General features: G+C 40.0%; 25 protein-coding genes and 1 pseudogene. 15 read left to right on the top strand and 11 right to left on the bottom strand.

Translation table 11 applies throughout. From position 1 onward, the window contains the following. Nucleotides 1-389 precede the first annotated feature (389 nt). The 4 genes from IQ264_RS22785 (at nucleotide 390) to IQ264_RS22770 (ending at nucleotide 3,268) form a co-directional block, all read left to right on the top strand. Nucleotides 390-842: a hypothetical protein gene (locus tag IQ264_RS22785; protein WP_193983170.1), complete on the top strand. Its 453-nt coding sequence runs from the start codon at nucleotides 390-392 to the stop codon at nucleotides 840-842. Continuing rightward, a complete protein-coding gene (gene tgt / locus IQ264_RS22780) occupies nucleotides 839-1,993 on the top strand; it encodes a tRNA guanosine(34) transglycosylase Tgt (RefSeq protein WP_193983167.1) in 1,155 nt (384 codons plus the stop codon). Before IQ264_RS22785 ends, tgt begins: the two co-directional genes overlap by 4 nt. A 27-nt stretch (nucleotides 1,994-2,020) precedes the next feature. After that, nucleotides 2,021-2,158 carry a photosystem II reaction center protein K gene (locus IQ264_RS22775; protein ID WP_193983165.1) on the top strand — a complete coding sequence of 46 codons (138 nt, stop codon included), beginning with the start codon at nucleotides 2,021-2,023 and terminating at the stop codon, nucleotides 2,156-2,158. 363 nt (nucleotides 2,159-2,521) lie between these two features. Then, nucleotides 2,522-3,268 (top strand): choice-of-anchor E domain-containing protein, encoded by a 747-nt coding sequence (locus IQ264_RS22770; RefSeq protein WP_193983163.1) that lies wholly within the window; start codon nucleotides 2,522-2,524, stop codon nucleotides 3,266-3,268. A 112-nt stretch (nucleotides 3,269-3,380) separates the two neighbouring features. Here the strand turns inward: IQ264_RS22770 and IQ264_RS22765 are convergent, their stop codons facing one another. Continuing rightward, entirely contained in the window at nucleotides 3,381-3,965 is a 585-nt protein-coding gene (locus tag IQ264_RS22765) for a Uma2 family endonuclease (RefSeq protein ID WP_193983161.1), read from the bottom strand. Between the two features lie 56 nt (nucleotides 3,966-4,021). On the opposite strand from IQ264_RS22765, the gene IQ264_RS22760 reads away from it, so the two are divergent. Further along, nucleotides 4,022-4,159: a hypothetical protein gene (locus tag IQ264_RS22760; RefSeq protein ID WP_193983159.1), complete on the top strand. Its 138-nt coding sequence runs from the start codon at nucleotides 4,022-4,024 to the stop codon at nucleotides 4,157-4,159. 48 nt (nucleotides 4,160-4,207) lie between these two features. Here IQ264_RS22760 and IQ264_RS22755 read toward each other — a convergent pair whose 3' ends face one another. The 5 genes from IQ264_RS22755 to IQ264_RS22740 form a co-directional block, all read right to left on the bottom strand. Next, nucleotides 4,208-4,417 carry a hypothetical protein gene (locus tag IQ264_RS22755; protein ID WP_193983157.1) on the bottom strand — a complete coding sequence of 70 codons (210 nt, stop codon included), beginning with the start codon at nucleotides 4,415-4,417 and terminating at the stop codon, nucleotides 4,208-4,210. Then, complete coding sequence (locus tag IQ264_RS33130) at nucleotides 4,414-4,578, bottom strand: hypothetical protein (protein WP_228061745.1); 165 nt, start codon at nucleotides 4,576-4,578, stop codon at nucleotides 4,414-4,416. The genes IQ264_RS22755 and IQ264_RS33130 overlap by 4 nt, the downstream gene beginning before the upstream one ends. A gap of 45 nt (nucleotides 4,579-4,623) precedes the next feature. Continuing rightward, nucleotides 4,624-4,791, bottom strand: a complete 168-nt coding sequence (locus IQ264_RS33125; RefSeq protein ID WP_228061744.1) for a type II toxin-antitoxin system HicB family antitoxin — start codon at nucleotides 4,789-4,791, stop codon at nucleotides 4,624-4,626. 77 nt (nucleotides 4,792-4,868) lie between these two features. After that, a complete protein-coding gene (locus tag IQ264_RS22745) occupies nucleotides 4,869-6,116 on the bottom strand; it encodes a HEAT repeat domain-containing protein (protein WP_193983155.1) in 1,248 nt (415 codons plus the stop codon). Between the two features lie 138 nt (nucleotides 6,117-6,254). Further along, nucleotides 6,255-6,572: a Mo-dependent nitrogenase C-terminal domain-containing protein gene (locus tag IQ264_RS22740; protein ID WP_193983153.1), complete on the bottom strand. Its 318-nt coding sequence runs from the start codon at nucleotides 6,570-6,572 to the stop codon at nucleotides 6,255-6,257. 340 nt (nucleotides 6,573-6,912) lie between these two features. On the opposite strand from IQ264_RS22740, the pseudogene nirA reads away from it, so the two are divergent. The 10 genes and pseudogenes from nirA to IQ264_RS22690 all read left to right on the top strand — a co-directional run. Then, a pseudogene (gene nirA, locus IQ264_RS22735) lies at nucleotides 6,913-7,107 on the top strand (ferredoxin--nitrite reductase); the annotation flags it as partial. 391 nt (nucleotides 7,108-7,498) lie between these two features. Continuing rightward, nucleotides 7,499-8,869, top strand: a complete 1,371-nt coding sequence (locus tag IQ264_RS22730) for a CmpA/NrtA family ABC transporter substrate-binding protein (protein WP_193983151.1) — start codon at nucleotides 7,499-7,501, stop codon at nucleotides 8,867-8,869. A gap of 87 nt (nucleotides 8,870-8,956) precedes the next feature. Then, on the top strand, nucleotides 8,957-9,799 hold the full coding sequence (ntrB, locus tag IQ264_RS22725; RefSeq protein ID WP_193983149.1) for a nitrate ABC transporter permease: 843 nt from the start codon (nucleotides 8,957-8,959) through the stop codon (nucleotides 9,797-9,799). 243 nt (nucleotides 9,800-10,042) lie between these two features. After that, nucleotides 10,043-12,076, top strand: coding sequence for a nitrate ABC transporter ATP-binding protein (locus IQ264_RS22720; protein ID WP_193983147.1), 2,034 nt, complete (start codon nucleotides 10,043-10,045; stop codon nucleotides 12,074-12,076). 99 nt (nucleotides 12,077-12,175) lie between these two features. Further along, on the top strand, nucleotides 12,176-13,009 hold the full coding sequence (locus IQ264_RS22715) for a nitrate ABC transporter ATP-binding protein (RefSeq protein WP_193983145.1): 834 nt from the start codon (nucleotides 12,176-12,178) through the stop codon (nucleotides 13,007-13,009). 753 nt (nucleotides 13,010-13,762) lie between these two features. Further along, nucleotides 13,763-15,313 carry a ferredoxin--nitrite reductase gene (locus IQ264_RS22710; RefSeq protein ID WP_193983142.1) on the top strand — a complete coding sequence of 517 codons (1,551 nt, stop codon included), beginning with the start codon at nucleotides 13,763-13,765 and terminating at the stop codon, nucleotides 15,311-15,313. A gap of 127 nt (nucleotides 15,314-15,440) precedes the next feature. Beyond that, the gene (locus IQ264_RS22705) at nucleotides 15,441-16,961 is read left to right on the top strand and encodes a NarK family nitrate/nitrite MFS transporter (protein WP_193983140.1); all 1,521 of its coding nucleotides are present in this window, start codon (nucleotides 15,441-15,443) and stop codon (nucleotides 16,959-16,961) included. Nucleotides 16,962-17,083: 122 nt separating this feature from the next. Next, nucleotides 17,084-19,303, top strand: coding sequence for a molybdopterin oxidoreductase family protein (locus tag IQ264_RS22700; protein ID WP_193983138.1), 2,220 nt, complete (start codon nucleotides 17,084-17,086; stop codon nucleotides 19,301-19,303). Between the two features lie 24 nt (nucleotides 19,304-19,327). Further along, nucleotides 19,328-19,801, top strand: coding sequence for a phosphate-starvation-inducible PsiE family protein (locus tag IQ264_RS22695; RefSeq protein WP_193983136.1), 474 nt, complete (start codon nucleotides 19,328-19,330; stop codon nucleotides 19,799-19,801). Next, complete coding sequence (locus IQ264_RS22690) at nucleotides 19,791-20,249, top strand: nitrate reductase associated protein (RefSeq protein ID WP_193983172.1); 459 nt, start codon at nucleotides 19,791-19,793, stop codon at nucleotides 20,247-20,249. Before IQ264_RS22695 ends, IQ264_RS22690 begins: the two co-directional genes overlap by 11 nt. A 91-nt stretch (nucleotides 20,250-20,340) precedes the next feature. Here IQ264_RS22690 and IQ264_RS22685 read toward each other — a convergent pair whose 3' ends face one another. The 5 genes from IQ264_RS22685 to IQ264_RS33120 all read right to left on the bottom strand — a co-directional run. Then, nucleotides 20,341-21,144, bottom strand: a complete 804-nt coding sequence (locus IQ264_RS22685; protein ID WP_193983134.1) for a type 1 glutamine amidotransferase — start codon at nucleotides 21,142-21,144, stop codon at nucleotides 20,341-20,343. Further along, nucleotides 21,141-22,208, bottom strand: coding sequence for a retropepsin-like aspartic protease (locus IQ264_RS22680; RefSeq protein WP_193983132.1), 1,068 nt, complete (start codon nucleotides 22,206-22,208; stop codon nucleotides 21,141-21,143). Before IQ264_RS22680 ends, IQ264_RS22685 begins: the two co-directional genes overlap by 4 nt. A 59-nt stretch (nucleotides 22,209-22,267) precedes the next feature. Beyond that, a complete protein-coding gene (locus IQ264_RS22675) occupies nucleotides 22,268-22,831 on the bottom strand; it encodes an SH3 domain-containing protein (RefSeq protein ID WP_193983130.1) in 564 nt (187 codons plus the stop codon). Nucleotides 22,832-22,848: 17 nt separating this feature from the next. After that, nucleotides 22,849-24,222 carry a Mur ligase family protein gene (locus tag IQ264_RS22670; RefSeq protein WP_193983128.1) on the bottom strand — a complete coding sequence of 458 codons (1,374 nt, stop codon included), beginning with the start codon at nucleotides 24,220-24,222 and terminating at the stop codon, nucleotides 22,849-22,851. A gap of 2 nt (nucleotides 24,223-24,224) precedes the next feature. Beyond that, on the bottom strand, nucleotides 24,225-24,425 hold a 201-nt coding region (locus IQ264_RS33120), incomplete at its 5' end, for a hypothetical protein (protein ID WP_228061742.1).

Raw genomic sequence — 24,425 nt, 5'->3', positions numbered from 1 at the left:
GTCCCCTTGTCCCCTTGTCCCCTTGTCCCCCTGCCCTTTTATATCACCGAGAAAAGTCGATCGGTAAATTCGGTATATATCATGATGGGTTACTGAAAAATTCTAGGATAAGATGATCTCGTCACCTAATTTAGGTCTCAGGAAAATCTGAAGGAAAAATCCTACTACGAAGCGATCGTAGTAGGCAACTGTTACCTAATTAGTTGGGTTACTGAATAGGATTTTCTTGGCTTCTAAATTTAGTATGCCCATTGGCAACACTAAAATTTCAGATGTGACAAAGTTCGTATTTTAAAAGTTCAGTAAGGCTGTAGGGCTTCACCCCTGTTGTTAGTTATACAACTTCCTTGCCAAGATAAAGTCTGTATTACATGAGAGGCTTTTTGGTTATGAGTTACGATCAATCTTCTAAACGGCTACCAGCCCCTTGCATTATAGATACCGGAATTGTAGTCAATAAACTAGATATGCGGCGACTCCTGATAGATTTGCGTCATGTCAGTTATTTACATTTCATAGAAGGTAATCTACAAAGTCAGGGTGAAGGCTATGTCCTAGAGGTCTTTTCCGATCCACAACGCTCCACTATGATCGCTAATCATGCACTTTACCTCAACGTCGATAGTTTTGATTACTTGGAATTAAAAGTGTCTCCCGAAGGAGAATCTTATTTCGATTTAATCCAAGACCATCGCCGCTTACGGCTGATTCCACTTACCAATCTGCTGCAAGAACATTCTAGTGCTAATCTAAATGCTGCTGACCTGGAAGCAGTTGTGGATCAAGTACTTTCAGCAAAGTGGGATCTCCAAATTGACGATGAAGGTGAAGATATATTTTGAATAGCAGATTTTCGTTTGTTTGTCAAGCTTGTTGTACTAATAGTCAAGCCAGAGCAGGAGTTTTTTCGACACCTCATGGTCAGGTTGAAACGCCCCGCTTTATGCCTGTGGGAACTTTAGCGACTGTAAAAACTGTGACACCACAACAGTTGCAGGCAACAGGGGCGCAGATGATTCTAGGGAATACTTATCATCTGCATTTGCAGCCAGGAGAACAAATTGTAGCTAGTGCGGGTGGTTTGCATAAGTTTATGGCTTGGAATGGGCCAATATTAACTGATTCTGGCGGTTTTCAGGTTTTTAGTTTAAGTGAATTACGTAAAATAACTGAGAACGGTGTAACTTTTCGTTCTCCGCGAGATGGCCGAATGATTGAGTTAACGCCGGAAAAATCCATCCAGATTCAAAATGCGTTAGGGGCGGATGTAATTATGGCGTTTGATGAATGTCCGCCCTATCCAGCAACGAGAGAAGATGTAGAATTGGCGACGGAACGGACTTATCGCTGGTTAAAACGCTGTATAACCGCCCATCAGCGTCAAGATCAAGCGTTGTTTGGGATTGTGCAAGGGGGGGTTTTTTTAGATTTGCGCCAGGAAGCTGCGGCATCTTTAACTGGGTTGGATCTTCCAGGTTATGCGATCGGTGGTGTGAGTGTGGGAGAACCTCCAGAATTAATTGAGAAGATTGTTAGGGCGACTGCACCAATGTTACCTGTGGAAAAACCCCGCTATTTGATGGGGGTGGGAACTTATCGGGAAATGGTGCAAGCGATCGCAGCTGGTATAGACTTATTTGATTGCGTGATTCCGACTCGTTGGGCGCGTCACGGTACAGTTGTGGTGAGTGGGGAACGCTGGAATTTGAAAAACGCCCGCTTTCGAGAAGATTTTACGCCTTTAGATGAGAGTTGCGATTGTTATACTTGTCAAAATTTCACACGCGCCTATCTCTGCCATTTGGTACGAAGTCGGGAGATTTTAGCTTACACGCTGCTGTCAATTCACAATATTACTGAGTTAGTGCGGTTTACCCAAAGAATTAGAGAAGCGATTTTGCGTGATAGCTTTACAGAAGAATTTGCCGAATGGCTGGCACCAACACCATCATCTTTGGAAGCCTCTCATGTTAAGATATATGGCAATTCTTAAAACTGTGTTGGAAAGGAAGGTTAATTGATGGAAGCGGCGCTCTTACTAGCAAAATTGCCTGAAGCTTTTTCGGCGTTCGATCCACTGGTGGATGTTCTCCCGATTATCCCCGTGTTTTTCTTACTGTTGGCTTTCGTTTGGCAAGCTGCGGTTGGTTTTAGATAAACAGTTAAATAGTTTCATTTCAAAGAGTTGTGTGGCTACTCGGATTTTTCGGGTAGTCGCATTTTTTTGGGGGTGGCGATCGCTTTGGCTCAAAAGTAACAATATAAGACTTACGTACTGAGATCTCCCCTAGTTCTCCTGAAAAAAGCGGAAATTAAGTTCCTCTTTTTTCAGGAAAGCCAGGAGAATCTAAATTTCAGGCTGAGAGTGCGTAAGTCCTACAATAGAAATTTTTTGGTCAACTTGTAAGTCCTAGATAAGTAGATTCACGTATAGAGGGGGAGTATAATTTGTCAAATATATCAATGTCAACCCAGGAAAATCAAAATATAGTAAAAATAAAGATTGTAGAGTAAACAAACAATGAAAGCTACATTGATAAATGCGATCGCTGCTACTGCGGCATTATTGGGAGTTGTGGCAACTAATGGAGTCGCTAAAGCTGATGACTTTAGTTGCTCGATAGTAGACGGTGCCAAAAACGAAGCTATTCAAAGTTGCTTCACTAGTTTGGCTCCAGATTTGACAGATATTTTCGATGCACCCTTGTCTTTGCCACAATTCAATTCATCCCTTGGTATCCTCAACAGTGCAACCCTGGCGTTTACTGGATTGATTCAAGGAAATGCAGGTTTTGAAAATATGAGTAAAACACCAAGTACCATTACGGTAGATCTTTCCGGTTCGCTCAATTTAAAGGATGCTAGTGGAACTTCTCTACTAGAGTTAAACCCGCAATTGCTGTCCAAATACAATGTCGCCGGGTATGATAAGACAACTGATTATGGTGGCGCTTCTGGTAAAACTTTGGAAGGATTAACAGCCGAAGGCTCTGGAAGTAAAACTTTTACTGATGCCGAATTAACCCCTTTCATCGGTACTGGAATTGTCAACTATTTTCTCTCTGCTGAAGCTACATCAAATTTTAGTGGTTCGGGTAACATAAGCTCTTTTGTGAGTACATACGCTGGTGCAGGAGTCAATATCTCTTACAATTACACTAAAAAAACACCTGAGCCTACTACAATCATTGGACTCGCTGTAGTCACAGGACTAGCGTTTTTTTGCAAGAGAAATCAAGTTGAGAAAAAAGCTCAGAAAATGGGATAGCTTTAAAAGCTTAAATATTAGCTAGCAGGTAAGTTCAACATTAATTGATTGGCAGAAACTCAGTATTTATGAGGTTTTTGCCACTTTTGTTTATTTTATGCGATCGCACGCACTAACTCCCCTGAATCACGCTGCTAAATAACCGTTCCACAGGACAAATAAATCCAGGTAAAAGAGGACTGGTTAAATTATCTTCTCTATATAAAGTAACAGCTAGTCTTAAAATTCCATTTTCTCGACGATAAATTTCTATTCGGATTTGTTTGCGATCGAAGATCCAATATTCTCGAACTCCTTGAGATGAATATAGTTTTAATTTTAATTCCCGATCTCTTCTTTCTTGTATTTCTCCGGGTGAGAGAACTTCGATAATTAATTCTGGCGCACCTGTTAAATGTCCAGCTTCATCTAATATTTCTGCTAACCTTTCTTTACTAGCCCAAACGACATCAGGAATTACATTATCTGCATCTGTAAAAATAATACCTGGAGCAAAAGCTGTTCTACCGCTATTAGTTTGAGCTGACCAGATTTCTAACTCAGTAGCAATTTTCACACAGACTTCTTGATGTTTCCAGTCAGGTGCTCTTGTCACAAATAATTCTCCATTAATTATTTCATAACGTTTGCCATCATTGGGGAATAGTTCCAAGTCGGCAGTTGTCCAATGTACTTTGTCAGTTATTGTCGGAAGCATAAGTAAAATTTAGAGGTTTTTTAATTAAGGTAGGGACACAGCATCATAGATATATTGTGACAGATAAAAGTTTTAATGATGCTGTGTCCCTACTGTATTTTTATGGTAACTGCGATCGCACTTTGGTTGAAGGATTGGAGAGGGTGTGCGATATGCCTACGGCACGCTACGCGATCGAACTATATTTCATTTAAAGTTCAAGAAACTTGCTGATTTTTCCCTTCAGGGTTTTATTTAAGTGTTCAGCCTTGTAAACCTTTGTAAGCCCAGATTAGTCGATCGGATTGCGAAGATCTTCTAATAATATTAAGCCACCCTCGCATTTGTTCTTCCACAGAAATAACTGTGATGGCAATCTCTTGATAATTAACTCGACTAACTCGCTGTTTTACCACTGGATGCTCATTTTGCCAAAGTGTCAGACAGTCGGTATCGAGTATCCACAAACTCACTTGTTATCCTCCGCATCAATTTTCCGGTAATATTCCTCCATTTCTGCATCGACTTCGCTTCGATAAGCTTCCATTTCAGAAATCATCTCATTAAAAAGAGGATTATCCTTATACATTCCCGCAAACTTTATCCAAGGATTTTCTGATTTAGGCAAAGCCATTTCTTGTACAACAATTTCAGCGTTTTTTAACCTTGCTGTTAAAAGCTAATTAATATTTGTTAACGCTGCTTCTTTTGTATTTCCAGTTGCTTGAAAATCCGCTAACCCCCATACTGTAGCTTTATATTTGCCTTCGTTTTCTTGTTCAATTATTACTGAGTAAGTTAATTCAGATAAATTTTCTCCAGGTTCATTTAACAAATTACTTTTCATGATTTAAAATCTATGTTATGATTTTTTAATTATAACCTAAAATTTCCTCAAAGTTATTAATAATCCATTCAAAAACTCTAAAACTGACCGATTCCCGAAGGGATGGCTTCGTGAGTCACACAAGGAAACTTTTTCAAAGCTGCGATCGCGTGTAACTGCACCACTGCATCTCGATCGGACAACAAAGATTGCAAAGAATCTACAGCTTGGGGATCTGCCAACAAACCTAAACTAGTAGCGATGTTTTGGCGAATTTCCGGCAAATCTATTGCCGGATGTGAGGAATTTAACAATTCAATTAAATCTTGCGTAGCCATGGGAATTAAATTAGCAGCTTGCACTTGACCTAAAACAGTAATTATTTCTTGCCAAATCAATAATTGAGAATCGATTTGTTGAGCATTTACCGCAAAATCTTGCTGAAAAATTTGTTTTAAATATGCGATCGCTTGTGGTGTTTCCACCCAACTTAAAGCCCGAATTGCTTGTAATTGTAAAGGTAGAGGTGTTACCTTTGATTCCCACAAAGAGAACAAAGCCTCAGCAGCTTCATCAGTTCCCAAACGTCCTAAAGCGATCGCAGTTTGTTGACAAACTTCCAGATTAAAATCCCACAATAAAGGCTTTAAAATCTTGACTAAATTTAACTGATCTTTTAGATCGCTGCGAACACCCAAAGCAATTACCGCTTCTTTTCGTACACTCGCCGCCACATCTTTTAAAGCAGCTAACAGCACAGGCAAAATTAACGGATCGTGAAAACTACCCAAAGCTTCAATTGCTATTGTCCTGACTAATACATTTGATTCATTCACCACAGATAATAAAGGAGTAATAGTTTCTTTGGTGCGAATATGGGCAAGTCCTCTCACTGATAAAAGTCGCCATTCTTCTTGATTTAACAATTCCGTTAAAGCAGCAATGGCATTTTTTCCCTGATTAGCCAAAGCTGTCGTTGCCATAGCAGTTAATTCTTCACTTTCTGAAGTTTTTAACAACTCAACCAAAGCGGAAATTACTGCTGAGTCATTAAATTCACCCAAAATTCTCGCTGCAAACCAGCATAATTCTTCATCTGCTTCTTCATCTTGCAAAATACTAATTAAAGGTGCGATCGCCTGTTTACCCAAACCAGGAAAAATCTTCGCCACATCCCAGCGATCCTGAAAATCACCCCAAGTTAAAATCTCTAAAGCCCAATGCAAAATTTGTTGATGATTACTTGGCACTAAAGTTTTTGACTGTAGCAAATGTTGTAGACATTGGTTTAGCAATGACCAATTTTCTTGTGCTGCTGCGATCGTCGCTTTGGCTAAAAAATCCAACTTCCTAAACTCCCTTTTAATTGCTAACAACAATGTCTCAAACTTAAGCTAGTGCTGCGTGGCAGAAATAAAGAAATCAGTTAAAAAAAAGGTGAAAAGCTGAACAAAAAAGCCTTTTTTCTTTGGCGCATTCTGGCGCTAGCGGCAATATTGAGAAACATCTTCGCCACAGTCATTCGCCAAAAAACATAAAGCCCGAAAACGCAATTCCACTAACTGAATATAAAACGGGTTCAGCTTGCAGAGTGCGGGGATATGAAATAAAGTTCGTCCTAATAATTTTATATCTCGCTCAAACATACAATGCGCTGGAATTAATTTACATAAAAAGTGGGCAAGTTTTGCTTCTTTCACTTGTAAAGATGCTAGCCAATGTGAAACAGGCTGCACCAAAATACCGAAAAATTGCTGACGTGAATAGAAACCAGAATTATCAAAAGTACCAGAACGTAACATGAAATATTTCCCCTTGTCCCCCTATCTACCCCCAAGGTTAAGTTACCTATTAGGGAAATTTTGTATAGGTTGTTACGCTAATGTGCGATCAATGTATTTATTGAATCGAGATTATTCAAGATTTGCAATTGATGATCGATCGCTAATCTCCCATGTAAAAAAAGCATCGTCACCATGAAAAAACTTCATTTAACGCAATAATTTGTAAAAACTGATACGAAAATTCACAATCATCCCGGATAGTTTATTACCAACGAACAGCCAATCGAAGACAACGTTGCCTAATACCTCTAATAAATATGAGGACTAAAACCAAGGCAATCACCCAAAGGAAGAGAAAATGGTATCCGTAGCCACAGCAACCGCAAATCTGAACAAATTTGAAAAAATTAAGTCCGAAAAAGACGGTTTAGCGGTCAAAGCTCAACTAGAAGACTTTGCCAAAATCGGCTGGGAGGCAATTGAAAAAGGCGATCGAGACTATCGGCTGAAATGGTTGGGAGTATTCTTCCGCCCAGTTACGCCTTGTAAATTTTACCAGGGAATTAGTCCAGCAAGTGCGGGACATGATTACCAGACTTAAAGCCCGTACTGCGCGAGTTATTAATTAAACATTTCGATGCTGAAATCAAGTCATAATTTGCCAATTATACTAAATCCGGGTTCATTACCCAATTTTAGGGATTTGGAGGGAACCACGTTCGCGTAGCGGTGCGTAGCACTTAGACACGAAGAACACGAAGAAAGAAGAAGAAAAGGATAACGGGGGTAGCTAACCCGGATTTGGTATTAATTCTCATTTTGCATCTTAAATTACTGAATTTCCTAGCAGCAATAACTACAATTCAGCTAAATTTTGCTAGCCCGGAATTTAGCAGGAAAAATTTCTCTCACTATCACTAATTTCACGACCGGAGTTAAAGCAAATGTCCAAATATTCCCGAAGAAAATTTTTATTCACCGCAGGAATTACCGCCGCCGGAACTTTATTAGTACATGGTTGTACTTCAGGGACAAATAATGCTGCCAACACTAATACCAACACGACAGCAAACACTAACACTAATACTAATGCTTCCCCAAGTGCAGTACCAGCAGTCAACGTCAATCCTGCTGATGCACCAGAAGTTACAACAGCTAAATTAGGATTTATTGCTTTAACTGATTCCGCACCTTTAATTATTGCCAAAGAAAAGGGATTTTTCGACAAGTACGGCATGAAAGATGTGGAAGTTCTCAAACAAGCATCTTGGCCTGTAACTCGTGATAATTTGGAAACAGGTTCTGCTGGTGGTGGGATTGACGGCGCACATATTTTAAGCCCGATGCCTTACTTTATGACCTTGGGACAAACCAAAACTAAACAGCCAGTCCCAATGTATATTTTGGCGCGGTTAAATACTAACGGACAAGCGATTTCTATTGCTAATAACTACAAAGAATTTAAAGTTGGTTTAGATAGCAAAGGGTTAAAAGATGCTTTCAGTAAAGCTAAATCTGCTGGTAAAAATGACCTGAAAGCAGCAATTACTTTTCCCGGTGGAACTCACGACCTTTGGATGCGTTATTGGTTAGCTGCTGGTGGTATTAATCCTGACCAAGATATTTCTGTAATTCCTGTTCCGCCGCCGCAAATGGTAGCTAATATGAAAACTGGAAATACGGAAACTTTCTGCGTTGGAGAACCTTGGAACGCGCAATTAATTAACCAAGGCTTAGGTTACAGTGCATTAGTAACGGGTGAGTTGTGGAAAGATCATCCTGAAAAAGCTTTTGCAATGCGCCAAGATTGGGTAGATAAACACCCGAAAGCAGCGAAAGCATTATTAATGGCAGTTTTGGAAGCTCAACAATGGTGCGATAAGTTAGAAAATAAAGAAGAAATGTGCCAAATTCTTTCTCAGAAAAAGTGGACTGGCGTACCTGCAAAAGATATTATTGAACGTTCCAAAGGTAACATTGATTACGGCGATGGTCGTCCAGTTGTGCAAAATAGTCCATTGTTAATGAAATTCTGGGCTGATAACGCTTCTTATCCTTATAAGAGTCATGATTTGTGGTTTTTAACCGAGAATATGCGCTGGGGATATATTCCGGCTGATACTAACACTAAGCAATTAATTGATCAAGTGAACCGGGAAGATTTGTGGAAAGAAGCCGCTAAAGCGATCGCAGTTCCCGAAGCCCAAATTCCTACTAGTACATCTCGCGGAATTGAAACATTCTTCGATGGTGTGACATTCGATCCAATAAATCCGCAAGCATACTTGAAGAGTCTAAAAATTAAGAAAGCTTAATCGTTGATTTCGGTAATGGGTAATCAAAGCACATCCATTACCAATTACCTACTACCAACTACCTAACACCCAATCGAAGGAAACAGCATGACATCCAGAACTAACGGCACAATTTATCGTCGCCCTTCCCAAAATAGCTTTACTAAACTTTGGCGCAAGAACTCAAATAAAATTATCCGCCCACTCGTTGCGATCGTCGTTTTTCTAGTAATTTGGCAACTCCTTTGTCCTCCTGGTTCTAAAGGATTACCAGGGCCAATTCAAGTTTTTAATGACACATTTAATCCTTACATTATCAATCCTTTTTTTGATAATGGCGGCAACGATAAAGGTTTAGGATTACAAATAATTGCTAGTCTCAAACGGGTGGCTATAGGATTTTCTTTGTCGGCAATTGTTGGTATTTTTGTTGGCATTGTTGTTGGCGCAAACAAATTCCTCTATGAAGCAGTAGACCCAATTTTCCAAGTTTTGCGAACGATTCCGCCTCTAGCTTGGTTGCCCATTGCCTTAGCTGCTATTAATCAAAACGAACCTTCAGCAATTTTCGTAATTTTTATTACTTCTATTTGGCCGATTATTATTAACACAATGGTCGGAGTGCAACAGTTACCTCAAGATTACAGAAACGTTGCCAGGGTTTTGCAACTGTCCGGTAAAGATTATTTCTTAAACATTCTGTTTCCGGCGACAGTTCCTTATATTTTTACTGGTTTAAGAATTGGTATTGGTTTATCTTGGTTGGCAATTGTTGCCGCAGAAATGTTAGTCGGTGGCGTAGGAATCGGCTTTTTCATTTGGGATGCTTACAACAATTCGCAAATTAGCCAATTGATTTTAGCCTTAATTTATGTAGGCATTGTTGGCTTATTACTAGATAGATTAGTTGCCTATATCGCCTCAATTGCAGTCCCAGCAGAACAGAAATAAAGTTTTGAGTTCTGAGTTTTGAGTTAGGGAGAGTTTGGGGAGTTATACTAAATCCGGGTAAAAAACCCTCTTTATAAATGAACCGCTCCAGGCGCAGAGAACGCAGAGGAAAGAGGGAAAAGATATCGGGAGTAACTAACCCGGATTTGGTATTAGATAGTTTTGAGTTAAGACATTTCCCCTTGTCCCTAGCTAGTCCCCCATCACCAACTACCAATTACCAACTACCCACTACAAATCACCATGTCAGTATTTCTTGAAGTAGATCACGTCGATCGCATTTTCCCCCTAGCAAATGGCGGTAGTTACATTGCCTTAAAAAATATCGAATTAAAAATTAAACCAGGCGAATTTGTTTCCTTAATTGGACATTCTGGTTGTGGTAAATCTACCCTGTTAAATATGATTGCAGGTTTGGATCGTCCGACGAAAGGCGGCATCATTTTAGAAGGGCGAGAAGTGACAAAGCCAGGGCCCGATCGCATGGTAGTATTTCAAAATTATTCTTTGCTACCTTGGCTAACTGTCCGGCAAAATATCACCCTCGCAGTGAACAAAGTTTTAAAAGAAAAAACTGCGGTTGAACGCAAAGAAATTGTTCAACACCACATTGATTTAGTAGGTTTAAAAAACGCCGCAGATAAACGTCCCGGTGAATTATCTGGAGGGATGAAACAAAGAGTTGCGATCGCCCGTGCCCTAGCAATTCGTCCTAAATTACTATTATTAGATGAACCTTTCGGCGCATTAGATGCTTTAACTAGGGGTGGCTTACAAGAACAATTAATGCAGATTTGTGAAGAAAGCCACGTTACCTGCGTGATGGTAACTCATGATGTGGATGAAGCATTGTTATTATCCGATCGTATTGTGATGTTAACCAATGGGCCAGAATCCCACATTGGTCAAATTTTAGAAGTCTCAATTCCCCGTCCTCGCCATCGTTTAGAAGTAGTAAATCATCCCAATTACTACTCAATGCGGAACGAAATGATTTACTTCTTAAATCAACAGAAACGGGATAAAAGGCGGAAAGCAAAACAGCAAGACAAGCCCGCAGTACCAGCTTCAGGTAAAGCATTTATTTCTAGCAAAGGCTTAGAAAAAACTAATTTAGAAATTGGCTTTATTCCTTTAACAGATTGTGCGCCATTAGTAGTTGCCCAAGAAAAAGGTTTCTTCAAAAAACATGGATTTGAAGAAGTCAAATTAGTGAGAGAACCTAGTTGGAAAGCGATCGCCCAAGGTGTTGCTACCCGTCGTTTAGATGCAGCCCAAATGGTTGCCGGAATGCCTTTAGCTATGACTTTAGGAAGTGGCGAAACGGGAGTACCAATTGTTACTGCTTTAGTTCTTAGTCGCAATGGCAATGCTATTACTTTGAACAAAAGTTTCTATAACCAAGGAGTAAGAAATTTAGCAGATTTAAAAGAAACTATTGCCGAAACTCCGCAAAAGAGTCACGTAATGGGTATGGTGCATAATGCTTCTATGCACAACTTAATTCTGCGTTATTGGTTAGCTTCTGGTGGGATAGATCCTGACTTAGACATGACATTAGCCGTGATTCCGCCACCGCAAATGGTTGCTAATTTAAAAGCCGGAAATATTGATGGTTATTGTGTGGGTGAACCTTGGAATTCTCGCGCAGTTCACGAAAAGTTAGGTTATGTAATTGCCACTGATTTAGATATTTGGGCAGGACATCCAGAAAAAGTTCTAGGAATGCGCGAAGACTGGGTAAATCAATATCCTCAGACTCACATTGCTTTAGTTAAAGCGTTGTTAGAAGCTTGTGAATATTGTGACGATCGCCGCAATCGAGAAGAAATTTTAGGATTAATTTGTCGTCCTCAATATGTTGGTTCTGCACTAGAATATACCCGCCCAGGTTTCTTAACTGCTTACAACAAAGGTACTGATGAAGTACCGCAACTTTTGCCCAGATTTAATCAATTTCACTTCAATAATACTAACTGTCCAGGAAGAGTCGAAGGTTTATGGATTCTCACTCAATTAGCCCGTTGGGGTATCACTCCTTTCCCGAAAAATTGGATTGAAATTTTAGAAAGAGTGCGTCGAGTAGATTTATATGGTGAAGCGGCGCGTCAGGTAGGATTTCCAGATATTGAACCCGATCGCCAATGTTTTGAATTGTTCGATCGCATGGTGTTTAATCCTGACGATCCGATCGGTTATTTACAACGCCTGACAATTCACAGACAAATCCGCGTTCAAGAAATTATCATTGATGATTCTAGAACAGAAGCAGCTTAAATTGTCATTGGTTATTGGTTAATAATTACTCCAAATGACAGATGACCAATAACAAATGACCAACAACAAATGACAAATGACCAATAACTAATAACCACCATGCAAACTAGCAATACCGCTAAAATTCAACTCAAAGAACCAATTAATCGTGAACCTTTTTTGGTGATCGATCGAGTTTCCAAAACTTACCCTACTCCTAATGGGTTGTATCCGGTTTTAGAAAATGTTAACTTCACCGTTTATGAAGGAGAGTTTGTCTGTGTGATCGGTCACTCCGGTTGCGGCAAATCTACTTTGTTGAACATGGTTTCTGGTTTTAATAAACCAACTGAGGGCGAAGTTAGATTGCGGGGAAATTTAATTACAAAACCTGGCCCCGATCGCATGATGGTTTTCCAAAATTACGCCCTTTTGCCTTGGAAAACTGCTTATGAAAATGTTTACTTGGCAGTAAAAACTGCTTTTCCGAACAAATCTAAAGCCGAAAAACACGAAATTGTTGAAGAACATTTGGCAATGGTGGGATTAACAGAAGCCGCCCACAAACGCCCGCATCAACTATCAGGTGGAATGAAGCAAAGAGTTGCGATCGCCCGCGCTTTAGCTATCCGTCCTGAAATCCTCATTTTAGACGAACCTTTCGGCGCGTTGGATGCCATTACTAAAGAAGAATTGCAAGAAGAATTATTGAGTATTTGGCGAGAACACCGCACTACAGTATTGATGATTACCCATGATATTGATGAGGCATTGTTCCTTGCCGATCGCTTAGTCATGATGACCAATGGCCCAGCCGCCAACATTGGCGAAGTCATGGATATTCCTTTTTCTCGTCCACGCGATCGCGCCCAAATCATGGAAGATCCTCAATATTACGAACTGCGGAACTACGCCCTAGACTTCCTCTTCCGGCGTTTTGCCCACGTTGAGTAGGTACTGGGGACTGGGTACTAGGGACTGGGGACAAGGGGACAAGGCAATACTGCTCGGTTAAGCAAGTTTTTGGTCTGTAGGGGCGTTCGCGTAGCGTGCCGGAGGCATCAGCATTCGGGTCAAAAATTATGGCCCAAAACCTAGATTTTCTGCCCGAATGCTTCGCCCTTGCCTTTAACCGAGCAGTATTGGGTGACAAGGGGAATTTCTGTAAGGACGGGTTTTTTTATTAACTCTTCAGCTGTGAACATAAAATTGTCTGCTAAACCCGCCCCTACAACTCAAAACTCTCCCAGTCCCCAGTCCCCAGTACCCAAATCATGTAAAAACAGCAATTTATTCATGCAACTTATTCATAAAAATAGATATTTTGTTACTAAAGATACCTTTTACCTCTGTTCATTCTCTAAACTGAAGTACGTAAGGTTAGGAATTCAATGGAATCGATGAAATGTAGTGGGCTTTAAACAGAAGGAAAAGTTTTACAAAATCAAATAAAACTTTCTTTAATGCAGCAGTTTTTTATCCTTTGTTTATGAAATATCCTGTCACCAAAAGAAACGTTCTGTCTAAAGATAGATTTACTAGACAGAAACTAGAAAGTTGTAACAAAATTTACAAACTAAGCCTTGTTAGCCGAATAGCATGAAACGAAAAATATTATCTAAGTCATCCAGGTTTTAATTGATTGAGCAAATAACTTAAGTTACGGATTTGAAGATAAATAAAAGGGACTAAGTGGAGGAATAACTGATGACAAGTACTATCACACCACCAACAACCAGCACCCAGAATAAGTTTGAAAAATTCAAAGCTGAAAAAGACGGTTTAGCAGTCAAAGCAGAGTTAGAAGAATTTGCCCGGATTGGTTGGGAAGCGATGGATGAAACCGATCGCGAACATCGGTTAAAATGGTTGGGAATCTTCTTCCGTCCTGTGACTCCCGGAAAATTTATGATGCGTTTGCGCTTACCAAACGGCATCATTAACAGCGAACAAATGCGGGTTTTAGGGGAAATTGTCCAACGTTATGGTAGCGATGGAAACGCTGATATTACTACCAGACAAAACCTACAATTACGGGGAATTCGCATCGAAGATGTACCGGACATTTTCCGCAAAATGAAAGCCGTTGGTTTAACCAGCGTGCAGTCAGGAATGGATAATGTTCGTAACATTACCGGATCGCCTGTGGCGGGTATTGATGGTGATGAATTATTCGATACCAGAGAACTTTGCCAACAAGTGCAAGACATGATTACTAATCATGGTGAAGGTAATTCAGAGTTTACCAATTTACCCCGGAAGTTTAATATTGCGATCGCTGGATGTCGAGACAATTCCGTTCACGCTGAAATCAACGACATTGCTTTTATTCCCGCATTTTTAAACGAAACTTTTGGTTTTAATGTATTAGTTGGCGGCTTCTTTTCTGCTAAACGTTGTGATGCCGCTATTCCCTTAAATGCTTGGGTTCCTCCTAGCGATGTTCTCGCATTAAGCAGAGCAATTTTAGAAGTTTTTCGTGACCAAGGTTTACGCGCCAATCGGCAAAAAGCCCGGTTAATGTGGTTAATAGATGAAATCGGTTTAGTACAATTTCGCACGGAAGTTGAAAACCGATTGGGGAAACCTCTGGCAGAAGCAGCAGCCAAAGACGAAATTGTTTGGGAAAAACGCGATCATATCGGCGTTTACAAACAAAAGCAACCAGGCTTAAACTTTGTTGGCTTACATATTCCCGTTGGGCGTTTATTTGCCCCAGATATGTTTGAACTTGCCAGAATCGCAGATGTTTATGGCACTGGAGAAATTCGCCTGACAGTTGAAGAAAATCTAATTATTCCCAATATCACGGATGCCAAACTAGAGGCATTTTTAGCTGAACCAATTTTAGAAAAATTTAGCATCAATCCGACACCTTTAAATCGGGCATTAGTTTCTTGTACCGGGGCACAATTCTGCGGTTTCGCCTTGATTGAAACTAAAAATCGCGCCTTAGCAATGATTAAGGAATTGGATGCAGAATTAATGCTAACCAAACCTGTAAGAATTCATTGGACTGGTTGCCCAAATTCTTGTGGACAACCTCAAGTTGCTGACATTGGTTTGATGGGAACTAAAGTGAGAAAAGATGGTAAAACTGTTGAAGGCGTTGACCTTTATATGGGTGGAACGGTTGGTAAAGATGCCCATTTAGGAACTTGTGTAAAAAAAGGTATTCCCTGTGAAGATTTGAAGCCAGTTTTACTCGATTTGTTGATTAACCAATTTGGCGCAACACTCCGCACTAGCCAAAGTTAATTAACTGATAGGTTTGCGATAAGCCAATCGCATTTTGGTTAAGGCAAGATAGATATCTTTGATATCTTGCCTCTACCTTTACTTACTGAATTTTACGCTCTTACTATATTTATAAAGGAAGAATATCATGTTGAAAGAAATGTGGTCTTTGAAAGGGCGATACAAGATATTACACCTCACTTGGTTCGCTTTTTTCTTGACCTTTGTATGTTGGTTCAATTTTGCGCCATTCGCAACTACGATCGGGAAAGAGTTACAGCTAGAAGAAGCCCAAATTAAAACCTTATTAATATGTAATTTGGCTTTAACAATCCCAGCCCGGATTATTATTGGGATGTTACTAGATAAATTTGGCCCCCGGATTACTTATTCAGCCTTATTAATGTTTGCAGTTGTACCATGTTTGGCAACAGCAATGTCGCAAAATTTTGGTGAATTAGTCGTCAGTCGTTTGCTGATGGGAATTGTTGGCGCGGGGTTTGTAGTTGGGATTCGCATGGTGTCAGAATGGTTCCCACCTAAAGAAATTGGAATTGCAGAAGGTATTTATGGTGGATGGGGTAATTTTGGCGCATTTGGTGCAGAATTTGCTTTACCAACAATTGCACTTTCTACTGCTTTTTTAGGTGGTGGCGCAACTAATTGGCGTTTAGCGATCGCATTAACAGGCATAGTTGCCGCAATTTATGGCTGGATTTATTATCATAATGTACAAGATACTCCGGCTGGATTAACCTACAGAAAACCCAAGAAAAGTGGGGCGATGGAAGTAACCAGCGTTCGCAGTTATTATGCAATGCTTCTGTCAAATTTTGGGTTAATTTTTGCCCTTGGTTTATTAGCTTGGCGGTTAGCACAACCAAAAATTCACTTTTTCAATGTTGAACAAATGGTATTGGTTTGGTTGCTGTTAGGTTTCTTGTTTGCTTATCAAACTTTGAAAGCTTGGGAAGTGAACAAAGACCTTTTACAAGGACACAAAACTTATAAACCTGCTGAACGTTATGAATTTCGCCAAGTTGCTTTATTAGAATTGTGTTATGTAGTTACTTTTGGTTCTGAATTAGCAGCAGTTTCCATGTTGCCTGGGTTTTTTGAAAAAACCTTTTCTTTGGAGCACGTTGTAGCTGGAATGATTGCTGCTAGTTACCCGTTTTTAAACTTAGTTTCTCGTCCTAGCGGTGGGTTAATTTCTGATAAATTGGGTAGCCGGAAATGGACTATGACAGCTATTGCAGGTGGAGTGGGAATTGGTTATTTATTAGCCCATAGTATCAATGCTAGCTGGTCAATTCCAATGGCGATCGCAATTACCATGTTCTCTGCTTACTTCGCCCAAGCTGGATGTGGGGCAACCTACGGAATAGTTCCCTTAATTAAAAAGGAAATTACCGGACAAATTTCTGGCAATGTCGGCGCTTATGGTAACTTCGGTGGCGTGGTATTCCTCACAGTTTTTAGCTTAACTGATGCCCCCACTTTGTTTACCACAATGGGAATCTCTGCATTAGTTTGTTGCCTACTATGCGCCTTCTATTTGAAAGAACCCAAAGGTTCTTTTGCAGCACATTACGCTGAAGAATCAGCAATGGAAGCGCCAGCAACTCAACCTCTTCCTCGACTAATTTACACACCAGAAGAAGAATAATAAACGGTGAATAGGTAATAGCTAATAGGTAATAAGTAATGGGAAAAAATTACCAATTACCCATCACCAATTAGCAATTACCAAATACCAACTACCAACTACCAAATTACAGCGAAAAGGTTATGACTGACTCAACAAAAACACTTTGTCCCTATTGTGGTGTAGGCTGTGGTTTAGAAGTGTCTCCACCAGCACAACCAGGAAAACCTGTAAATAGAGACAGTCAAGGATCTCCTATTTGGAAAGTGTTAGGCGATCGCAACCACCCTTCAAGTCAAGGTATGGTATGTGTTAAAGGTGCAACAATTGCCGAATCTTTAAACAAAGACCGCTTACTTTATCCCATGATGCGAGAAACTTTAGACCAACCTTTTCGCCGCGTAACTTGGGAAGAAGCACTCAACGCCATAGTTAACAGAATTCAAACAGTCCGCTACACTCAAGGCGAAGATGCTATTTGTATGTATGGTTCTGGGCAATTCCAAACTGAAGATTATTATGTTGCCCAAAAACTTATGAAAGGCTGTCTTGGTACTAACAATTTTGATGCCAATTCTCGACTTTGTATGTCCTCAGCAGTATCGGGATATATTCAAAGTTTTGGTGCTGATGGCCCACCTTGTTGTTATGATGATTTAGAACTTACAGATTGCGCGTTTTTAATTGGCACTAACACCGCTGAATGTCACCCAATTATATTTAACCGATTACGGAAATCTCATAAAAAAAGCAACGGCAAAGTGAAAATGATTGTCGTCGATCCGCGTCGGACAACCACAGCCGAAGCCGCAGATTTACACTTAGCTATTAAACCTGGAACTGATATAGATTTATTGAATGGAATTGCTTATTTATTGTTACGTTGGGGATATGTTGACCATCAATTTATCGATGAATGTACGGCAAATTTCCCGGCTTATGCAGAAGTAATTAGCAAATATCCTCCCGAATATGTTGCTAACAAATGCGGCATTAAACAAGAAGATTTAGAAACCGCCGCCCGTTATTGGGGACAAGCAAACAGTGTGTTGTCGATGTGGTCAATGGGTGTTAATCAATCTTCGGAAGGAACTGCCAAAGTTCAGACAATTAATAACTTACATTTAATGACTGGACAAATCGGTAAACCTGGGGCAGGGCCTTTTTCTTTGACTGGACAACCTAATGCAATGGGTGGTAGAGAAGCAGGCGGGTTATGTCACATTCTCCCAGGTTATCGGTTAGTAAAAAATCCCCAACATCGTGCCGAAGTCGAGAAATTGTGGGGACTTCCCTCAGGAAGAATTGCTGCTAAACCCGGTCTTTCTGCTTGGGAAATGATTAAAGGTTTAGAAACTGGTGAAGTGGGATTTTTATGGATTGCGGCAACAAATCCGGCGGTGAGTATGCCAGATTTAGAAAGGACTAAAAAAGCATTGTTGCGATCGCCTTTCACCGTCTATCAAGATGCCTATTACCCCACAGAAACCGCAGCTTATGCTCATGTTTTATTACCCGCTGCCCAGTGGAGTGAAAAAACAGGAACCATGACAAATTCGGAAAGGCGAGTTACACTTTGTTCAGCGTTTCGCGACCGCCCAGGAGAAACCAAAGCTGACTGGGAAATCTTCGCCGAAGTTGGCAGACGTTTAGGTTTTACCGAACAATTTAAATTTACTAATTCTGCCGAAGTTTATGCCGAATTTGCCCAATTAACCAAAGGGCGGCCCTGCGACATGACAGGGTTAAGTCACGAAAAATTAAACACTCAAGGCCCCCAACAATGGCCTCATCCCGCTGATGGTAATTTATTAGAAGGCGCACCCGCCCGACTCTACACCGACCATCGTTTCCACACCCCCGACGGACGCGCCCGCTTTGCAGCATATCACTCTCGCGGATTAGCCGAACCACCAGACCCAGATTATCCCCTCGTTTTAACTGTAGGCAGACTTTACGGACATTGGCACACCCAAACTCGCACCGGAAGAATTGAGAAAATCACCCAAATGCACCCTCATCCCTTCATCGAAATTCATCCCCGTGATGCCGCAAAATTGGGGATTCAAGATGAAGAATTAGTCCAAGTACGGAGTCGTCGCGGAGTCACCCGTTTTCCCGCCAAAGTCACCCAAGCAATTGCCCCTGGAACAGTCTTCGTCCCCATGCACTGGGGCGCACTTTGGGCAAAAGACGCAGAAGCCAATGTTTTAACCCATCCAGAACCTTGTCCAATTTCCTTGGAACCGGAACTAAAAGCCTGCGCCGTACAATTGGCAAAGGTTACAGCAGATAATCTCTCTGCTGATACTTTACTCAAGTCCCCAAAATCCAGTATGCTCTCAGCATCGCCTTCTATCTAATTGTCTAAATCACAGACGTAAACGATGGGATTTTTCAGGGATTTAGCCAAACAAGTCAAACGTATGAGTAGCGATGAGGAGTTTCTAGGTTTTATCAAAGTTATAGAAAGCCTAGTCTCCAAAATCCTTTCCTTGGCAATGGTGGCAGTTATTTTAGTTTCAGTCGTAGATTTAATTATTTATTTATGGGAAGACTTATTTCATCACCCAGTAGGTTTTTTTACGACCACTGTTATTAAAATATTTGGCTTTTTTCTGAATATTTTAATCGCACTAGAATTATTAGAAAATATTACAGCATACTTGAAAAATCATGCTGTTCAGGTTGAACTGGTTATTATCACTTCTTTAGTGGCTGTAGCTCGAAAAATCATTATTTTAGATTTAGATAAAGTTGATGGATTAGAATTGATTGGTTTGGCGATCGCTATTTTGGCTTTATCAATTAGTTACTTGATCGTTCGCTTTATGAATAAGAGATCCCATGATGAACACTAAATTCTTTCAGTTCGAGGCAGATTTTGTTAATAACTTACGCTGCATTCCTATGGTTGTCAGGTATAAATTGGACACTTGCGGAATCAAGTTAAAATTATCCCATTGGAATCATTTTAATTTAGCCGAAAGAGAAGCACTGGTAGACTTACCTTGTGCAACCGCAAATGAAATAACAACCTACCGGGAATTTCTCCAACAATTAGTAATTAAACAAACTGGTACAGCCGCTTCCGAACTACCTCTTGAAGAACATCCCGCTTGGATGGATGGTAAAACTATTCCTATTGATGTGTTAGAAAAAGCTAAAGAAGAAGGGATAAATATTACAATTGAACAATGGGAAAATTTGTCACCAGTGCAGCGTTTTGCTTTAATTAAACTTAGCCGTCCCAGTCATGAAAATCATAACTTTTTGCCAGCAATGCAAGAGTTTAAATTAATTAGTTAATCAATGAACTAGGTTCGTTGTAGCGACTTCAGTCGTATCTTTCCTCAATCAAAGCACTGAAGTGCTTACAACGGACAGGAACGTATTTCTTTCAAGCTGCTAATTCACTAACTCCCAACTTTTTAAACATTGCTTCCCGCGCCTGCATTGCTAACCTATCATCTAATAATTGCAATTCAACATTTGTCTGATATTTCTGTTGTAAAGCTGTTTTAATTAACCAATCAGCTAAAAAGGGATTTTTTGGTAAAACTGGGCCGTGAGAATAAGTAGCGATCGCATTATGATAAAATGCGCCTTCCATGCCATCTTCGCCATTATTTCCGTAACCGCTAATTACTTTTCCTAACGCTTCTACTTTGCCTAAATAAGTCCTTCCACCATGATTTTCAAAACCAATAATTACGGGTGGTTTACCTAACAATGCGGTTAATTCTTCGGCTAATTTCGATGCAGTAATTTCAAAAATTACGTTACCAATACAGCGTTTTGCATCTATCCCAGGATGCTTACTTACAAAATCAAATAATCCTAAACCTTCAATTCTTTGACCTAATGCAGGTTCATAATAATGACCTAATAATTGTGGTGCGCCACAGGTAAAAACTCCGGGGGTTCCTGCTTCGATTTTTTCCCGCAATGCTGTTGCTTTGGCACCTTTTAAATCGCGCATAACGATTTCTTGTTGTCTATCTTGTGCCCCGCCACCAACTAACAAATCAACTTGATGAATTTCTGTTACTGATGCTTGCAAATCTAGGGGAATTACTTGTACATTAAATCCATGCCATTGGGCGCGTTGTTGAATGCAGATGACGTTTCCGCGATCGCCATAAGTACTCATCAATGTTGGATAAAGCCAGCCAATTTTTAATTCCATCTGTTGATTGTTCATTGTGTTTTTAATGGGGTTAAAACTAAACTACCTCTTTCGGGAAATTTGCCGTTTACTGGTTGTTCAAATCTCCAGTGTTGGATAAACTGGTTTAAGAAATTCTGCCCTAAAATTCCGTCAACTGCAAGCACTTTCAGCACGGAAGTATTTAAAACCACTGCTTCCAGATTATTTAGTTGGTAATTTTGCATTTTAACTTGGTCAAGTGTGAGCGATTTTGCAGGTTCTAAACCGCAAAAACCTTGCACGCTGATATCTTGCATTTTACTAGAAGCGATCGCTAATTTATCCGCAACTTCCTGAGAAATAAAAATACTTTCCGCACCTGTGTCAATTAAAAAGGTAAAAGGCCCTTTCCCGTTAATTTCTACTTCTGCTAACATAACTCCTAGTTTACCTTGGAGGGGAATGGCGCGGGTTTTTTCTGCTATTGGTAACTGGGAAGGTGACAAAAGTTGTAATTGTTGTTTTTGGGGATTAATTATTAAATCAAATTGTCTAAAAAAATCCATTCCCAAAACCCCCGTTAATCCGTCAGGAATTACGGTTTTTGATAATTCTAAAACCATTAAATCATTGATTTGGGCAGTTTGAGCATTTATAGTTGGTAAACGATACAAGGTAGCATCCATATTTAAGCAATCATTACCCGCAACAGCAAATTGCACTCTTTCTCCGGGAATGGAAGTTCCTTTTAAGTTTAATTCTCTGCTTAATTGCGTTGCAATCATCGAAGTTGCTGCACCAGTATCTACCAAATATCTTGCCGATTTTTCGCCTAATTTTAAGTCAATTGTCCAAACTTGTCCGCCTTCAAGTAACCGTATTGGTAATGTCGCTTCGCCTGACACTTTTGGCGGTGGTAGTTCTATATTTTGCAAACGCACGATCGCTTTTAGTCGAGAAATTGGAACAAGTGCGATCGCTCTTCTTACATTAATATTAATATTCTTTAATACCGGGTTTCTGGCTAATACAGAAGTATTTTCTATTAAACCACAGATGAAACACAGATGAACACAGATAAACACAGATGAAATTAAAGGTAACTTTGATTTACTCATATATTTTTCTTCTTTCTTCTCTTCTCTCTGCGTCCTCTGCGCCTGGAGCGGTTCAAAAATTAAGAACAAGTAGTTAAAGGATTACCACATTGATCGTCAACTGCTAACCAACCTTGAAGTTTTTGATAACCAACAAATGCCCATTTACCTTGACATCCTAACAACGTTACTTGCGTATTAGAAGGAATTGTGCCGACTTCCTTTCTGACACCACCGGGTCTAGCATAAACCTTAACTTTCTTTTTATCATAACCGCGAGTACTAGTGCCTAATTTTGAAGCGTAAACCCAACCTTTGCCTTGAAAAAGTAGTTTACCGTTGGCATCTTCAGCTTTATTAATTGCTACCCAATTTCCTTGAGAAGCAACAATATCAACTAATACTCCATCTGTATTTGTCGGCAATTTTTTCAACGCTTCCCCGTTAGTATTCGGGTTAGGGCGAACATTTAAACCTTGAGGATCTTTATCAATTACGTAAGCGTAAATATTACAACTTTTTTGATTAGATGTTACTTGTTTTTTTAATTCTGTTGGTGCAGATTGGGAGATTAAAAACAAGTTGGGATTTTGCCAAGCAACGACAACACCTAATAATAAGTTAGCTAAGAAAGTGATTTGCATAAATAACTCTGGGAAAATTAAAGGATTTGTTTACCTGTCAGCAATCCTCGCACTTCTAGCATTGCCGAATAAGTTGGTAAAATGTGTAAAGTTTCACCAACAGGAGTGTGTTCTAATGCGGTAGCGATCGCTTCTGACAAATCTTCCTTGACGATTAATTTACAGCCATTGTTCCCGTTAGTTTGGCTATATTTAATCCGTAACGCCATATCGTAAACGCGATCGCCACTAACCACAATATTTCCCCCTGATGCAACCAACTTTTCCGTATCGACATCCCAAATCCAAGAAACATCAGTACCATCGGGAATGCGATCGTTTAAAACCATCAAAGTAGTCGATGCACCACCAGCTTTTTTAATCTCATTTACCGTGCGAATTGTCTCATTCATTCCCACCGGATTTTTAGCTAACAAAATCCGCACTTTCTTACCCGAAATCTCTAACTCTTCTGCACGTCCAAAAGCAGCTTCAAAAGTTTTGATTGTCTCTAAAATTACGCTTTCTGCAACGCCAATTTGTTGCGCTAATAACGTAGCAGCTAAGGTATTGTATTTATTGTAAAGTCCGATCAAAATTTGCGGCCATTTACTACTATCAATATTAACTTTACTCTTTTTAAATCCACAATTCGGACAATCAAAATCACCCAAATGGGAAAGGTAAACACCTTGATAATTTAAAGATTCACCACAACTCGGACAATAAATCGAATCTACCGCGTGAGGAATTTCATCTAAATAATATTGCGGTTCGCTTAAGCCAAAAAACAAAACTTTCTGCGTTAAATTTTGTCCTAAATGAGATAAAGTCGGATCGTCAGCATTAGCAATTACCACTGTATCTGGGGGGAGAGGCGCGATCGCTTTTGACCAACGTTGACTAATCGTATCAACTTCCCCATATCTATCTAATTGGTCTCGAAACAAATTCAAACACAAAATAAACTTCGGTTGAATCTTCGGTAAAACCTTGGGAATTACATTTTCATCAACTTCTAAAATCGCGTAATCTGCCTTTAACTTACCGAATAAATTAGTCCGTTCAATTAACGCTGTCGCTAAACCATTTTCTAAATTCGCGCCAGCTTCATTATGTACAACTCGCCAACCTTGATTTTCTAACATTTTTCGCAGCAACCGCGAAGTTGTAGTTTTACCATTTGTACCCGCAATCATAATTACGCCGTACTTAACTTGGCGACTTAACAAAGATAATATTCGAGGTTGAATTCGACTAGCAATTTCTCCTGGTAGAACGCTTGCTGCACCTAGCTTGAGCGATCGAATTATATAAGTAATTGTATTTGCAGTTGAAACTGCCACACTCAGTCGCAGTTGATCCACCAAATTAATTTTCACTACCCCATCCTTGCGATCGACTAAAGTCATTACTACAAACCTACAAACTCAGTTGGGATTATATCGTTTCTTTTGAAGTTTGCTACAAACTGATTGATGTTCCCGCAAAAATAAGAAGTGACACCGCCTTTGTAATTGACGGTATCACTTCTCAACCAATTCTGGAATTTAGTACACCAAATCCACTCGTAATTACCAAAGACCCCGAACTGGTGGCGGTGGCGGTGGTGGTG

The sequence above is a fragment of the [Phormidium] sp. LEGE 05292 genome, from assembly GCF_015207735.1.
Classification (GTDB): domain Bacteria; phylum Cyanobacteriota; class Cyanobacteriia; order Cyanobacteriales; family Aerosakkonemataceae; genus Floridanema.
The sequence above is the reverse complement of the archived record's forward strand: the minus strand, read 5'-3'. Positions and strand labels throughout refer to the sequence as shown.